Origin of the sequence: Paenibacillus vandeheii (assembly GCF_030433635.1) — a bacterium.
Taxonomy (GTDB): Bacteria; Bacillota; Bacilli; order Paenibacillales; family Paenibacillaceae; genus Paenibacillus; species Paenibacillus vandeheii.
This window is the reverse complement of record NZ_JAROCD010000008.1, coordinates 355,519-370,583: the sequence shown is the minus strand read 5'-3', so window position 1 is coordinate 370,583 and position 15,065 is coordinate 355,519. Positions and strand designations below refer to the sequence as shown.

The 15,065-nt window shown below is 46.9% G+C and carries 15 protein-coding genes; all 15 read left to right on the top strand.

What is annotated here, in order from left to right:
• Window positions 1-26: 26 nt before the first annotated feature.
• The 15 genes from rnz to P5G61_RS18215 all read left to right on the top strand — a co-directional run bounded on the left by rnz (window position 27) and on the right by P5G61_RS18215 (window position 15,063).
• Window positions 27-968: a ribonuclease Z gene (rnz, locus tag P5G61_RS18285; RefSeq protein ID WP_079349250.1), complete on the top strand. Its 942-nt coding sequence runs from the start codon at window positions 27-29 to the stop codon at window positions 966-968.
• A 353-nt stretch (window positions 969-1,321) separates the two neighbouring features.
• Window positions 1,322-2,131, top strand: a complete 810-nt coding sequence (locus tag P5G61_RS18280; RefSeq protein WP_079349249.1) for a TIGR01457 family HAD-type hydrolase — start codon at window positions 1,322-1,324, stop codon at window positions 2,129-2,131.
• A 7-nt stretch (window positions 2,132-2,138) separates the two neighbouring features.
• Window positions 2,139-2,960 (top strand): Fpg/Nei family DNA glycosylase, encoded by an 822-nt coding sequence (locus P5G61_RS18275; RefSeq protein ID WP_079349248.1) that lies wholly within the window; start codon window positions 2,139-2,141, stop codon window positions 2,958-2,960.
• Entirely contained in the window at window positions 2,950-3,798 is an 849-nt protein-coding gene (locus P5G61_RS18270) for a deoxyribonuclease IV (RefSeq protein WP_301247801.1), read from the top strand. Before P5G61_RS18275 ends, P5G61_RS18270 begins: the two co-directional genes overlap by 11 nt.
• Before the next feature lie 21 nt (window positions 3,799-3,819).
• Window positions 3,820-4,158: a cyclic-phosphate processing receiver domain-containing protein gene (locus P5G61_RS18265; RefSeq protein WP_301247800.1), complete on the top strand. Its 339-nt coding sequence runs from the start codon at window positions 3,820-3,822 to the stop codon at window positions 4,156-4,158.
• A complete protein-coding gene (locus P5G61_RS18260) occupies window positions 4,158-4,475 on the top strand; it encodes a thioredoxin family protein (protein ID WP_024630384.1) in 318 nt (105 codons plus the stop codon). The genes P5G61_RS18265 and P5G61_RS18260 overlap by 1 nt, the downstream gene beginning before the upstream one ends.
• Entirely contained in the window at window positions 4,472-5,251 is a 780-nt protein-coding gene (locus P5G61_RS18255) for an ABC transporter ATP-binding protein (RefSeq protein WP_301247799.1), read from the top strand. Before P5G61_RS18260 ends, P5G61_RS18255 begins: the two co-directional genes overlap by 4 nt.
• Before the next feature lie 6 nt (window positions 5,252-5,257).
• A complete protein-coding gene (locus P5G61_RS18250; protein ID WP_024630382.1) occupies window positions 5,258-6,307 on the top strand; it encodes an SAM-dependent methyltransferase in 1,050 nt (349 codons plus the stop codon).
• Between the two features lie 181 nt (window positions 6,308-6,488).
• A complete protein-coding gene (locus P5G61_RS18245; RefSeq protein ID WP_301247798.1) occupies window positions 6,489-7,967 on the top strand; it encodes a serine/threonine protein kinase in 1,479 nt (492 codons plus the stop codon).
• A gap of 26 nt (window positions 7,968-7,993) precedes the next feature.
• Window positions 7,994-9,016 (top strand): SAF domain-containing protein, encoded by a 1,023-nt coding sequence (locus tag P5G61_RS18240; protein WP_301247797.1) that lies wholly within the window; start codon window positions 7,994-7,996, stop codon window positions 9,014-9,016.
• A gap of 71 nt (window positions 9,017-9,087) precedes the next feature.
• A complete protein-coding gene (locus tag P5G61_RS18235) occupies window positions 9,088-9,801 on the top strand; it encodes a hypothetical protein (RefSeq protein WP_285080094.1) in 714 nt (237 codons plus the stop codon).
• Window positions 9,798-10,628 (top strand): CpaE/TadZ family protein, encoded by an 831-nt coding sequence (locus P5G61_RS18230; RefSeq protein ID WP_301247796.1) that lies wholly within the window; start codon window positions 9,798-9,800, stop codon window positions 10,626-10,628. The genes P5G61_RS18235 and P5G61_RS18230 overlap by 4 nt, the downstream gene beginning before the upstream one ends.
• A 7-nt stretch (window positions 10,629-10,635) precedes the next feature.
• Window positions 10,636-12,462 carry an ATPase, T2SS/T4P/T4SS family gene (locus P5G61_RS18225; RefSeq protein ID WP_301247795.1) on the top strand — a complete coding sequence of 609 codons (1,827 nt, stop codon included), beginning with the start codon at window positions 10,636-10,638 and terminating at the stop codon, window positions 12,460-12,462.
• Entirely contained in the window at window positions 12,452-14,518 is a 2,067-nt protein-coding gene (locus P5G61_RS18220; RefSeq protein ID WP_301247794.1) for a hypothetical protein, read from the top strand. The genes P5G61_RS18225 and P5G61_RS18220 overlap by 11 nt, the downstream gene beginning before the upstream one ends.
• A gap of 59 nt (window positions 14,519-14,577) precedes the next feature.
• Entirely contained in the window at window positions 14,578-15,063 is a 486-nt protein-coding gene (locus tag P5G61_RS18215) for a hypothetical protein (RefSeq protein ID WP_063562843.1), read from the top strand.
• Window positions 15,064-15,065 lie beyond the last annotated feature (2 nt).

The window sequence follows — 15,065 nt, the reverse complement described above, 5'->3', positions numbered from 1 at the left end:
GGCAGCAGAAAGAGGTGCGATCCAGAGTGGAACTATATTTCCTGGGAACTAACGCTGGTGTACCTACGCTTCAGCGGAATGTAACTTCCATAGGACTGCGCATGTTGGATGAGCGCAGAGCATTGTGGTTGTTTGACTGCGGGGAAGGAACCCAGCATCAGATTTTAAGTTCTCCGCTTAAATTGAGCAAACTGGAGAAAATATTTATAACCCATTTACATGGAGATCATGTATTCGGACTTCCAGGTCTGCTCTCCAGCAGAGCATATCAAGGCGGCACTACGCCGTTAACGGTGTATGGTCCACCAGGAACTGAACGAATGATTATGACAACCATGGAGCTAAGCCAGTCACGTCTCAACTATGATCTAAGCATTGTGGAACATACAGGCGGAGTGCTTTTTGAAGATGAGAGCTTTATTGTGGAATCGGCATTGCTGGAGCACCGTATTGACAGTTATGGGTATCGGATTACCGAGAAAGATCGTCCAGGCAGTCTGGACCCAGCGAAAATGGCTGAGTACGGTTTGAAGCCAGGTCCGCTATTTGGTCGCTTGAAGAGGGGAGAAACCATTACCCTCGACAACGGGGACTCGCTTCGGCCAGAAGATGTGCTGGGAGCACCAAAGCGTGGGATGGTCATTACCATTTTGGGAGATACACGTCCGTGTGAGAATGTACAGCCCCTTGCCCTCAATGCCGATGTGCTTGTACACGAAGCTACGTTTTTGCATGATTTGGCTGATACGGCTCATGAGTACTATCATAGTACTTCGAAGCAAGCGGCTGAGGCGGCGAGAGCGGCACATGCAGGACAGCTGATCATGACCCACTTTAGCTCTCGCTACAAAGATGAAGATCAGTTGCAGCCCCTGCTGGAGGAGGCACAGTCGATATTCCCGAATACGAAACTTGCGATCGAACATGAACTGATTCCAGTAGTTCACTGCAAGGATGAGTCTCATTAGTGGATGTGCGAAGCAAAACAGCAAAACACGACCGGAGAAGAAGCTCTTAATTGCACGGGACTGAGGGGAAGTTATTCCCGAGGTCCCTTTTGCAATCTGGCCGGAAAGCGTGTAGGATGGGCAATATAAACAGGGAAATGATTCATATTATTTTCCGGGAAAGCGCAGGAAATGACAAGCTTGTACAGAAGGCGCGCGAGGCCAGACGTCCGTATTCGATTTGGTTCGACGTGTTGCGTGCATGTGCGAGCATTCCATCTTTGCACTACTGTATACATAGGTTAGCATTGAAGTTCGAGACAAATAGTTAAGGGCATGAAATGTTAATGGAATAAAGAAAGGAAGTGCTGTATATGATCAAGGCCTATCTGATTGACCTGGATGGTACGCTCTATCATGGCAGACATCGTATTGAAGGAGCCGATAAGCTTATTCGGACATTGAATGAACAAGGCATGCCTTATTTGTTTGTGACTAATAATTCTTCACGTACACCGCAAGGCGTGGCAGATCATCTCAACGGGATGGGTATCCCCGCCGATGCGTCGCAAGTATGTACTTCTGCGGTGGCGGCTGCGGAATACGTGGCTAAAGAGACTCCAGGTGCGAAAGTGGCTTGTATCGGAGAAGAAGGGCTGCTGCAAGCGATTGAAGCTGCAGGGCTTAAACGAACGGATGATGAACCTGAATACGTTATCCAAGGAATTGATCGTGAATTTTCCTATCAGAAATTGACCAATGCGCTTCGCTGGATCAACGGCGGCTCTAAATTTGTCATGACCAATCCGGATTTGCAGTTACCTTCTGATGATGGACTTACACCGGGAGCAGGAACGATCGGGGCAGCGATAGAAGCTGCAACCGGAGTTCATCCTACTGTCATTGGCAAACCGTCAAGTATTATTATGAAGTCGGCCATTAGCCGATTGAACTTAAAGTCTGATGAAGTTGCTGTAATCGGAGACAATATGCGTACAGATATTGCGGCAGGAGCAGCAGCAGGATGCGAGACCTTACTGGTTCTTACCGGAATAACGACACGGGACAATATGGATAGCCACATCCAGGCGACCAAGGTTCGTCCTGATCATGTGTTTGAAGATTTGCATAAACTGATTGAGTGGCTGTCGCAGACGACAGGCCAAGCATCCAAGAAGGGGTAGATGTACGATGCCGGAATTACCGGAAATGGAAAACTACCGGACCTTGCTGTCCGAGAAAATACTTGATTTGCCCATTACAGGTGTGGTGGTTAACCGTGAAAAGTCGATTAATACTGATCCTGATGTGTTCACCCGTGAACTGACAGGGAATCGTATCATCTTTGTAGAGCGCCGGGCCAAACATCTGATCTTTCATCTGGCTAATGGTAAGCGGCTTGTCCTGCACCTGATGCTGGGCGGAATGATTTTCTGGGGCACGGAAGCTGAACGTCCTGATCGTTCCACTCAAGTGGAGATTCAGTTTGGGGAATATACGTTGTTCTTTATTGGGCTTCGTTTAGGCTATCTGCACCTGCTTACTTCCAAAGAGACGGAAGAGGCCATGTCTGACCTTGGACCTGAACCGCTTGATCGGCGCATGAATGCAGAACGTTTTGCTGCCCTGTTGAAAGGACGCCGGGGTACACTCAAAACTACGCTGGTCAACCAGCACATTATTGCAGGCATCGGAAATTGTTATTCGGATGAGATTGCATTTGCAGCAGGTTTGAGACCAAGCTCCAAAACGCAAAATATTGCTGCTTCACCTGAGCTCACAGCACGTTTGTTCCATTCTGTACAATCCGTGTTGCGGGAAGCTGCATCGGAAGGCGGTTATATGGAAATGCCGTTGATGCAGGGAGATACCAAGACAGGAAGTTTTGATGAGCAGTGCCGGGTATATGATCGTGAAGGGGAAACTTGCCCTCGCTGTGGGGGAACGATAGCGCGTGTGGAAATTACGGGCAAGAAGGCTTTCTTCTGTCCGGATTGCCAGCATGAGGCCTAACAGCGGAATCGGGGCACATGTCAGCACCAAAGGCGGATTTCTTCAGGCAGCCAAGCGGGCATATGATATCGGGGCTACGGCATTTCAGTATTTTCCGAAGAACCCGCGAAGCCTTGGTCTAAAAGATCTGGATCTCAAGGATGCTGAACAGTGCAGGGATTGGTGTGAGAAGCAGGGGATGGCTTCCATTGCCCACTCACCCTATCCCACGAATCCGGCTTTGGGCAAAACCCGGGGAGAGGCGGGTTTTCATGCAACCATTGCATCAATACAAAATGATCTGCATATTGCGGATGCCTGCGGTTCAGTAGGAACTGTAGTTCACTTTGGTCATATCAAGAGCAATGAACCACTTGAAGGATATCAGAATCTCATAACCTGTCTGGATACCGCATTAGCAGATTGGGATGGACAGGCTAAGGTTCTGCTTGAAAATCAGGCTGGAGATCATGGCCCGATGGGAACGACGATGGAAGAATTGATACAGATTCGCAAGTTAAGCCGGTTTCCCGAGCATATTGCTTTTTGCTTTGACACGTGTCATGCTTTTGCTTCAGGCATGTGGACGACTGGCAATGAGGCATCGATGCTGGAGAAAGGCAGACTGCTGGGATACTGGGATGCTCTTGCAGCTGTTCACTTTAATGATTCGAAATATCCTTCCGGTTCATGCAAGGACAGACATGCACGGATTGGACAGGCTTATATAGGAACAAAAGCGATGCAGGAACTGTTATGTGCGCCTGAATTTCAGCAAGCTGTAGTTGTGCTGGAGACCGAATCAGGCGAAGATGGAACACACCGTGGTGACATTGAGCTCATGCGTTCCTGGCTTTAATTGGGGAGAGGAGCGATTGTAATGCATGTTTTTTTGGATGATTACCGGGCATGTCCGAAAGGGTTTGTTCTGGCTACCAATGCAGAAGAATGCCTGATGCTGCTTAGAGAAGGTGACGTGGATATTTTATCCTTGGATTATGAACTGGGTCCGGATTCGCCGAATGGCGGTGAAGTTGCTGCTTCAATCGTTCGGGAAGGTTTATTTCCGCGCCAGATCTATTTGCACACGTCCAGCATGTATGGCAAACGTCAAATGTACGAATTGTTGTACAGTAATAAACCAGACTCTGTCACCATTCATAATGGTCCGATGTCGGGTGAGGTTATGCTTCGTGTTGCTGAGGGAGAACAAAGCTGATGAAGCCGATTACGACCAAAATGTTGATGCGCGGCGTATGGGAAGGCATGCCTCAGGCTGTATTTATCTATACCCCGTTATGCGGAACTTGCGCGGCGGCACGTCGAATGCTTGAAATCGCCGAACATTTGCTGCCCGAAGGGATTTTGACCGAGATGAATATTCACGATATCCCGGAACTAGTGCAGCAATTTCAGATTTCGAGCGTCCCTGCGGTTATGCTGTTTAATGGAGAACATGATGTGCCAAAAATGGTCTATCGGATGAACTCTGTCGAGCATCTGTTAGGAGAAATCCGGAAGGCGGTGCTAAAATGAGTGTAATCTCAATGGAGCATGTCTCTCTTAGACGAGAAGACAATCAGATTCTGGATGACGTCCATCTGCATGTTAAAGAAGGCGAGCATTGGGTGATTCTCGGGCGCAATGGTTCAGGTAAAACCACGCTGCTGGAAATGATGAATGGGTATATGTTTCCGAGTCAGGGGCGCATTGAGGTACTGGGCAACCTGTATGGACAATGTGATGTTCGGGAGGTTCGGAAAGAAATTGGTTATATCAGCCAAACATTGATTGAGAAACTTACACTTCGGGATCCGGTGTGGGAAGTTGTTGCAACAGGCGCTTATGCCTTTTTGCGTTTCTATCAAACGATTCCGGATGATGTGAAGGCCAAAGCGATGAACCTGCTTGATGAAATGGGCTTTGCCAAGCTGGCTAATCATCCACTCGGCTGCCTTTCTCAAGGAGAGCGCAAAAAAGTAATGCTGGCTCGTTCACTGATGGCAGATCCCAAATTGCTGATTATGGACGAGCCTTGTGCCGGACTTGATTTATACGAACGCGAGAAAATGTTGGCCGAAATTGATCGACTACGTAAGCGTAATATTACTGTCGTTTATGTGACGCATCACGTCGAGGAGATCGTACCATTATTCACACATGTGGCCTTGATCCGTGATGGACGTATTGCTGCGGCAGGTCTCAAGCATGAAGTTTTAACACAAGATACAATTAAGTATACGTACGATGTTCCGGTTGATATCCAGTGGCATGATGGACGTCCCTGGATCCGCGTACGTTCTGGAGGGTAACACATTTTGAGTACACAGTCATCTTGGGGTGAAGGAGACTTTTCCCGTTTTATTTGCACAGCTAACCATGGTTTTGCGCCATATGCTCAAGAGGAATTGCGCCGCACGTTTGGTGCAGTCAAGAGCACGGTACTCGTACCGGGTGAAATTCTGCTGGCCGGTCTTCCGATCGCGGAAGAAGAGGTAGCAATTAAGCTGTTGCAAGAGAACCCGACGTTTTTACGTCATATTCAACCTGTTCAATTTCAGGAAAATACCGAAGATTCAGCGCAAGCGATGGAAAAATTGATTTCATTTGTACTGAATCATACCGAGTTAACAGGTACTAAAGTTACATTACAAGTTCGTAAAACCGAAGGGTCCTTCTGGCAGGAGAACGCTGTTTCTTTGAAACAACTGTTGACCGAGAAGCTGGATGACCTTGGCTGTGAGTGGGTTGTCCGTGATGCGGATCATGTTATATCTGTCTTCGTTGCAAATGACATGTTATATGCCGGCGTCTCCAGACCTGATCAAAATCTGTCGGACTGGAGTGGTGGAGCCGTTCGTTTTCAGAAGGAAGAGGGGCAAATTTCGCGGGCCAAATTCAAATTGCTTGAAGCGGAGCAGACGTTTGGTATCGACTTTACTTCTTTCCACAAAGCACTGGATATTGGTGCTGCACCTGGTGGTTGGACCTCTTTCCTGCTTGAGCGCGGGCTCGAAGTTACAGCTGTTGATCCGGCCAAGATGGATGCGACTCTGTTGGAATCGCCCAAGCTGACCTTTTTGAAAAAAAATGCAGGTGATGTACGCTTCCGCGAAGGGGAATTTGATCTGCTCGTATGTGACATGAGCTGGAGTCCCAAGCTAATGAGCCGTCTGATATCGGACCTGTTATACAGCCTCCAGTCGGGAGGAACAGCGGTTGTGACAGTGAAGTTACTGCATAAAAAGCCGCTTGCGTTGATTAAAGAAGTCATCGACACATTTGAGCGCTCACGGATGCAGATTCAACGCTCCAAACAGTTGTTTCACAACCGTGAAGAAATCACGTTATATATGATTAAGTATTAAGTCATTAATGGCATTAAATTTTATGCTTTACAATACCTAATTGCCTATACTATAATGATACCAATATTAACCATAACAAGTTGAGGGAAAGCATCCCGAAGTGAACGAGTCCGGATATCCGGTCTGTTCCGCTTCGGTGAAGCTTTCCCTTTTTTGTTATGCATAACAAGGAGGAGTCTATATGAGACATCCGGCCAGGCTCGAGCGTGGAAGCCTGCTGGGAGCAAGATACCGTATCGTGTCCATTCTCGGTTCGGGTGGAATGAGCCATGTATATGAAGCAGAGGATTTGAAGTTGCCAGGCAAAACCTGGGCGATCAAAGAAAGCGTGACGGCATTGCCATACGAGGGCAGTATGGAGTCGGAAGCTGCTCTCCTGACCTCTCTGCGGCATCCCAGATTGCCGCAAATTGTAGATTTTTTTGTCCCGGATGAGCACGGGTATACGTATCTTGTGATGGAATACATTGAGGGATTGACTCTCAGTGACTATTTCAAGCAATGTCGCGGGAAGATTCCGCTTGAACATATGACGGAGTTTGTGCTTCAGCTGCTGGATGTACTAAGTTATTTGCACAGTCTGGACCCACCCGTCATCTATCGGGATTTAAAACCATCCAACATTATGATTACACCGGAACATGAGGTCAGACTGATTGATTTTGGGATAGCACGGAGTTATAAAGCACAAAGCGTCGATGATACGGTTAAATTGGGGACGGCCGGCTTCGCTGCACCGGAGCAATATGGTTCGGGACAGACGGACGCGCGTTCTGATCTGTATGGGCTTGGAGCATTGTTGCTCTATCTCATGACATGTGGAGCTTATACGGAATGGATTCAGGGAGTAGAAAGTTCCATTCGCAGTGATGTTCCACGTACCTATATTCCTGTTGCGAGAAGGTTGCTGCGACTGAATCCGAATGAGCGCTTTCAATCTGCTGATGAAGTTCGTAAAGAACTGCTGCGCAGACCGGGAATAGCGGCTGGTGGTTCAGAAACGACGGTGACGATAAGCGGAGGGACAAGAGTAATTGCTTTGACGGGCGCATCATCCGGAGTTGGGGTTACGCATACGGCCATAGCCATCAGTCACTATCTGGAGCGGCAGAACTTCAAAGTGGCCATAATCGAGATGTCGCCACGTTCTCAATCGTTTGCACGAATTCAACAAGTGGCGCATGCCGGTAAACCCGTGCCAGCAGGCAGACAGTTTGCAGTGGATGGTGTGCACTACTGGAAACAATCAGGACGCGCAGACATCCTGTCTTTGCTAGGTGGTAGCTATCAGTTCATTATAATGGATTTGGGCAGTGGTCAGGACCAGAACCGTCTCGAAGAGTTTCTCAGAGCCGATCTGCCCATTGTTATAGGTTCCGGTGCTGAATGGAGACAGGCTGAGATTGGATCTTTTGTCCGTACTCACAACCGGTACCCAAGAGACAAATGGATCTACTGCCTGCCGCTTGCATCTACTGATGCCGTTCAGCGCATACGCAAAACATTGGACACTTCCAGTGTCTACGGTCTGCCCTTACATATTGATCCCTTTGATCGCGAACCGCAGATGGATAAGGTTTTTGCTCATATTCTGACTCATATGATGGGGCAGCTTCCCAAGAAACGTTCATTTTTTGCAAGAAAAAGAGTACATGATTAGAAGAGATTGCGAAAGGAGAGCCTCTTTTGTCTAAAATAAGAAAACAAAGCCGTCAACTGATCTATGCTGGACTGACGGGAGCGGGAGCGATTGGTCTATTGTTTGGGGCATATGTCATTTACAATGTCAAAACCATGAGTGATACGAGGTCTGAAGTGGAGGCCCGTTACTCGTCAGCTTATGAACAAAAAGAAGCTGAATTGATGCAACAGTGGAACTCAGGGGCACAGGGATGGGTGACCGTACGGGATGTTGAAGCAGGGGAGCCGATATTGCCTGAGGATATCAAACTCATTGCAGTTCCGGATGCACAGGCACCAAGGAATTTGTGGTCCAGCTCCAAGCAGATGGAAGGTCAAGTGGCAAAAATAGAATTAAAAAAAGGAACAGCCATTACGACTGAAATGGTGTACGAGGATAGCCCGGCACCGCCGGATTTAAGAAACCGTGAACTACAGGTCGTTTTATTGCCATCTTCACTCGTCAAAGGAGATAACATTGATATTCGTATTCAGTTTCCAACGGGTCAAGACTACATTCTCCTGTCCAAAAAGAAAGTCGAAAGATTAAATGCAGCTACCCTATGGATTACGATGACAGAGGAGGAAATCCTGTCCCTTTCAAGTGCAATTGTAGATGCCTATTTACATAAAGCTTCAATCTATGCCTTAACCTATGTAGAACCACAGTTCCAGACTCCAGCAATCCCGACATACCCTGCCAACAATGAAGTGTTAAAACTGTTGGAGAGTGATCCTAATCTTGTGCGTCGGGCTGAAGTGGAGTTAGCTCGGCAAGTAAGGAGTTCGCTAGAAAGCTCACTCGCCGCATCCATGTCAGCGCCATCCCAAGGCGTGGAGCAGGATGTTGCACAATCCTCTGTCTCTTACAATAACCGTCCTGGAGCGAATAACTCTTCGTCTGCGGATGGTGTCATCTGGAATGATGGTTCGGGCAACGCAGGAACGACAGGCAATGGGAGCGAAAATGGTTCAGCGTCAGCTTCGAGTGCGGATGAGCAGAAGAGCTTGCTGACGGGCGGGGAGTAAAATGTGCAGGGAAATCGATTAATAATTCATATAACAGTGAGTATTGGAACTTTAAGGAGGCTTTGATAGCTATGCAAACATGGATTTTTGCCGGGCTATGTGAGAAGAATGATCTGATGCTGTACCTTTGCAAAATACTGGCAGCCTCCGGTAAACGTGTCTTGCTCGTTGACGGAACATTACAGCAGAAATATGGATACGGCGTTGGGGAAAGCCAGCAATCTCTGCGCATTACAGAGTTTGAAGGTTTTGATATCGCCTGTCAATTCGTAACTTCAACAGCGGTTGAGAGCCATCTTGAAGCGAGTGGCGAGAAATTGGAGACCTATGATTACGTCCTTTACGACATGGAAACATCCCATTTTGCATCACGTGATCTATGGCTCACGGCAGATATCCGTGTCTGGGTCAGCGATTATGAACGCTACAATCTGGAACGGGGCAAAGGCTGGCTTAAGCGGTTACTTGAAGAACAGTCTCTGCCAGCAGAACTTCCGTTTCAGCGCATCTTGATTAATGCTGTTGATTGCAAACTGGAAGCTCGATATTTGTGGGCATATCTGGAAGGTAGTCCGTTTGTATGGACAGGTGAATCGCTAATGTTGCCTTGGGATGAACTGACTGCGGCAGTCAAACTGGAAAACGAGCACCATCGTCGAATTCGCCTGGGGCCATTGTCACGGAACTATAAAAAATCGCTATGCAGATTAGTGGAGCAGTTGACCGGATGGGAAAATGTCCAGAGTCGCCGGGCCATGAAAGAAGCAGAGAGGATGAGAGCATGAGCACCATTACGTTTTGGAGTCCTTATGCAGGAACAGGCAGCACCTCAAGTACGTTAATCGGCGCCTATGCAATGGCACTTCAATATAGGACAAGAATTCTGCTTGTAAATACTGGTCCTGTCGGGAGCAGCACAGAAGCCGCCCTTCCACCCCAAGAAATAGAGGACATGGGTTCAGTATTCACATTTGAGGAGGGGGGATGGGATGCTGTGGAACGGCTGCATATAAGCGGGAGCCTGAACAAGCATAATTTGAGGGATTATACGAAGCCACTCCTTAAAGACCGTCTGGATTTGTTGACTGGCAGAATTAACAGGATGGAGCGTACCTCACAAGAGCATGTGGAGACATTAAAAAGGCTGCTGGATGTAGCCAATGAATACTATGATCTCGTTCTGCTGGATGCAGACCGCGCAGGCACAAGTGCCCATATTCTGCTGGATCAAGCTGACTATGTTGTGGTAAACCTGAATCAAAATATGAGGGACCTGGAGCACTTTTTTGAAAAAATCAGACCTGAGAGTATGAGTGATCAGAAGCTGCATGTCGTACTGAATAAGTATGATCCACATTCACGCGCAACCATTACCAATATTCGTCGGCGTTTTCGATACAAGGGTTCGATATCGGTGTTGCCGTATACCACCGGATTTCTGGATGCCTTCAATCGTCGTGATGCGGCCGCGTACTTGCAATTGGAAGGTCTTAGCAACCATAAAGACATTCGTAAAGGGAGCTTTGCCGCAAGTATGGCTGAACTCGCTCGCCTCATTATGGACGGCGCAGGAATGCGTACCGTACTAAAGAGGTTGGAAAGGGGAGCCTGAACCTCCGATGCTCTGGAATTCCCTATGGTTAATATTAATTTTGCTGTTATGTCTTGCATATGTTTGGTTCAAATATAGTGCTTCCCATCGTGAAAAGAATAACCGTGCTCCTGAGCGAGAATCCTTCACGATTGAAGTGCTGACAGAGAAAGTAAAGAACTCGCTTCATGAGCTTAGTCATAGTCAACTTGCAGATGCAGGGTTGCATGAAGAAGAATATCGCCGAAGAATCAATCAGCGTGCCGAGATGCGCAAGGCTCTTAAAGGTTGTGTATCAGGAAGCATCAGTGACAAAACGTATGTCAAAAATTTGATCGGTGATCTGCTTACTCGCAGCATCGGACTGAATAAGTCAAATATTGATGAGGTCATTTATTTTGGAGACACGGAGTTGCTGACGATTCAGGATCAATTCGAAATCGTGTTTTATCTATACCGGCAGCAATTCGGTGTCGATGCCTTGTCGCGCATGATTGATACATATGACCTTGGCAGACTGAGGCTGGATGAAAATGCAGATGACGGAGGGAGTTATTATATCTCCGAAGAGGACATCCGATATGTGTTTGAGTGTGAGTATAGAGAGCTTGGATTCAGAGAAAAAACGGATATCATCGTTCAGCGCATCTACCAGCACTACAAAGGCTTCTCGGTTGTTGATGAAATAAGGGATCAACGGATTGACGGCGTTAGTGGTGGTGTTAGCGGCATGCTGGATGCGGTTCAGGATATGGGGCTACGACAGCCAGCTTCGTGGAACGATCTGTTGGAGGATGGACTTGAAGACGCTCCCCTCCAAGAACCACTTAGCGGAATGGAAAGTGTCTGGATCTTCTATAAAGGTAAGTCTATTCATCTGTCCTTCCTGTCATTTGGCAGTATCCGTGAACTGAAGAGGGTATGTCAAAATATTTATAAATACAACTATCCGGGACAGCTTTCGGAAGCGAATGGGTACAAAGTGAACGAGATGAAGGACGGATCACGTGTCGTTGTTGTCCGGCCTCCCTTTGCCGAATCATGGGCATTCTTTGTCCGGAAATTCGATATTCCCAATGCTTCACTGGAGCAGCTGATTACCGGAAACAACGCAGATCTGCCAATTACTTTGCTGCAATATTTGATGAAAGGCAGTCGAATAACAGCTGTAACTGGAGCGCAAGGGTCGGGTAAAACGACGCTGCTTATGGCAATGGTGAAGCATATTTATGCTTCCTATACGCTGCGTGTACAGGAGATGGCTTTCGAGCTGCAGCTACGGCGTATCTACAGTCGGCGTAACATTCTAAGCTTCCGAGAGACGGAGCACATTTCAGGTCAACAGGGACTGGATTTACAGAAAAAGACGGATGGTACTGTTAACATTCTAGGTGAGGTTGCAAGTGACGAAGTAGCCGCCTGGATGATTCAGATGTCCCAGGTTGCCAGTCTGTTCACCCTGTTTACCCATCATGCCAAAACGTTTCGTGATCTGGTCTTCTCCCTCCGCAATTCACTGCTCAAAACAGGTATGTTCCAGCATGAACATATTGCTGAGGAGCAAGTAGTTAGTGTCATTAATTTCGATGTACATATGAAGAAGGATGCTGAGGGACGAAGATATATAGAACGAATCACAGAATGTCTGCCACGTGCGAATAAAGGAGACAGTGTGGAAGAACGGGCGGGTTTTACGTTTCGCAATGTAGTCGAGTACAGGGATGGCAATTACGTAGTCACAGCTCCAATCTCAATGGGCAGTATCACAGATATGCGGGATCAGATGACACTACAGGACGCTGCGCTGTTCGAACAGTTCATCAAGCAACATTGGGGTGATATCTATGACCGTTAAGTTAGTTCTTCTTTTGGTGCTGGCGATATGTGCAGGTGGTCTGGTAATCACGCTACTTGTACTGAAACTGTTACGTCATAGAGGAGGTGATACTGCTAGTAAATCCATAGGGATCGCTACACTGAACGGAAATCGTACGCTGCGGTGGGGATCGTTCCTGCTACAGTCTTATCGCTGGGGTATGAAAGTGCCGCTGCTCTCTGCTTATATTTTACTAGTACAGAAACGAATCTCATTCCGCCACGTTGGCGACGAACCATCATTAAGACGAATAACCATGAGTGTGGTTCTAATCATTTTCGGAGGATACGGGAGCATCAGTGTAATCCTGTTCCTTATGCAGCCGGGTATCGCTTTTGTCATATTGTCTGTACTCTGCGCTGTAGTTCTGAACAGTCTTGTACTGGATATGTGTCTGAATCGTATGGAGAAACGACTGTTGGTACAGATGCTGGATCTGTTTGCCGACGTGAGGCATCGGTATCATCAGCATGGAATGGTAGAGGAAGCACTGTATGAAGCAGCGGAAGCAGGTAAAGGAGAGGCTGCGGAGCAAGTGCTGTTGATCTATGAAGCATTGACTTCGCCGGACCCGAACGAAGCTTTGGAACGTTACTATGAGATTGCACCTAATCGTTTTCTTAAAGGTTTTGCCGGTATTTCATATATGGTGATGGAGTTCGGGGATAAAGACAGAGCACAGGGTTCGATTTACTTGAAAGGTCTGGGGAATCTGACGCAGGAAATTCATCTGGAGATTTTACGGCGGGACAAATTGGACTATCTGTTAAAAGGGTTAAATATCATTGCCCTCGCCCCCGTTCTATTCACCGCTCCAATCGAACGCTGGGCCAGAGGAAGTTTTCCAACTATGGATGAATTCTATCGCAGCAAAATCGGGTTTGTAACCAAAATTTCAATCTATGTTATTATTATCCTTTCCTACCTTCTTTTGCAAAGACTGCAGCAATATGATGAAACCCGATATCGGACTGGGCGCAAACACTCCAGGATCGATCAGTTCTTATACAAGCAGACATTCATCCGTAAAGTCGCGATGTTGTTCGCGGCCAAACCTGGTAGTACCAACTACAGTCAAACCGTAAGACTAATGCGGGAAAGCAGTTCGGAACTGAAATATGAATGGCTTGCAATACGAAGGCTGATGTTATTTGCAAGCTGTTTTGTCCTGACCATTGGCTGCGTCTTTCTGCTGCATCAGGTTGAACGAAATCATATCTTACATGATCCTGTGAGAGATGACCGGATGTTTGGCGCGATGGGAGAGGCGGAATTGAAGCAGGCTACGGAAAAGACAAACTTGGATCAAGCGGTACTTGAAAAAATCGAAATGAAGCGTGGAGCAACTTTTGATGAAGTCTCCATTGCATTGCAGTCTATGAATCCCGTGCAACTGGAACATGATGCTCAGACGGAAACCGTTGCGCGCATCCTGCAGAAGCTGGAGGTATACAACAAGCAGTACCTCCACTGGTGGGAGCTAATTATTGCGATGATGATAGGTATAGCGGGTTATCACATGCCGATCTGGCTCATGCTGTTCCAGCGCAAGATGCGCAGTATGGACATGAAACATGAAATCTATCAATTTCAGACGGTGATCTCGATCTTGCGGGAAATGGACCGTATGTCTGTCGAGGAGATGTTGGAATGGCTCAATCGCTTTGCAGTCATTTTCAAAAGGCCACTGCAAAAATGTTTGTTGCATTTTGAACATGGGCCCGAGCATGCACTTGAACAATTAAAAGAGGATGCAGGTTTGCCTGAATTTCAGCGTCTGGTGGAGAAACTGCAACTTGCACTTGGGAAAATTTCAATTCGGGAAGCTTTTGACGATTTGGATAGCATGATGGCCTTTTATTTTGAACAACGCAAGCAGGAATATACCAAGATGATTGATGTCAAAGCATCCTGGGGAAGAATGATCGGATTTACACCGATGTATGCCCTGATCTTCCTCTATCTGGTCATTCCGTTGGTAGGTATGAGTTTCCTGCAAATGAACATTTATTATGAACAGATTCAGAAACTGTAACGATCATGTACGTCACAGTCTGAAATAAATTAAAAACAATATATTTAGGAGGATTTATCATGAACAATGCATCAAGCGCTTTAAAGGTGGCAGCAGGCATCTTTTTGACCATCGCCCTGATTACGATTGTGGTTCTGTTGTTTATTTCGGCTCAGGAGGCGACCAAAACGGCACAAAACAATTTTGCGGATATTCAGACCGAGTTATCCCAAGCTGCATTTACGGTTTATGACGGAACTACCATTAGCGGATCACAGGTTACGAACGCGTTGCGTAAATATGCGGACAAGGATCAGTTCGGTATTCAAGTTATTACAGGTAAAAATAAAGGAGGACAATGGTACGGTAATCAGTTAAACATTTCCCAGGATCTCAATAATGCGGATTATGGTTCAGTGATTTCTCCAGATGATAAAGTCGGCATTATTAATCAAACCATGAGTGAAAAAGATAATCAGTATGTCAATCCAAGCGGTAAATTCAAAGCAATTATTGTAAAAGATAGATCCAATGTGGTAAGAGGGCTTATTTTCCAGCAATCCTGACA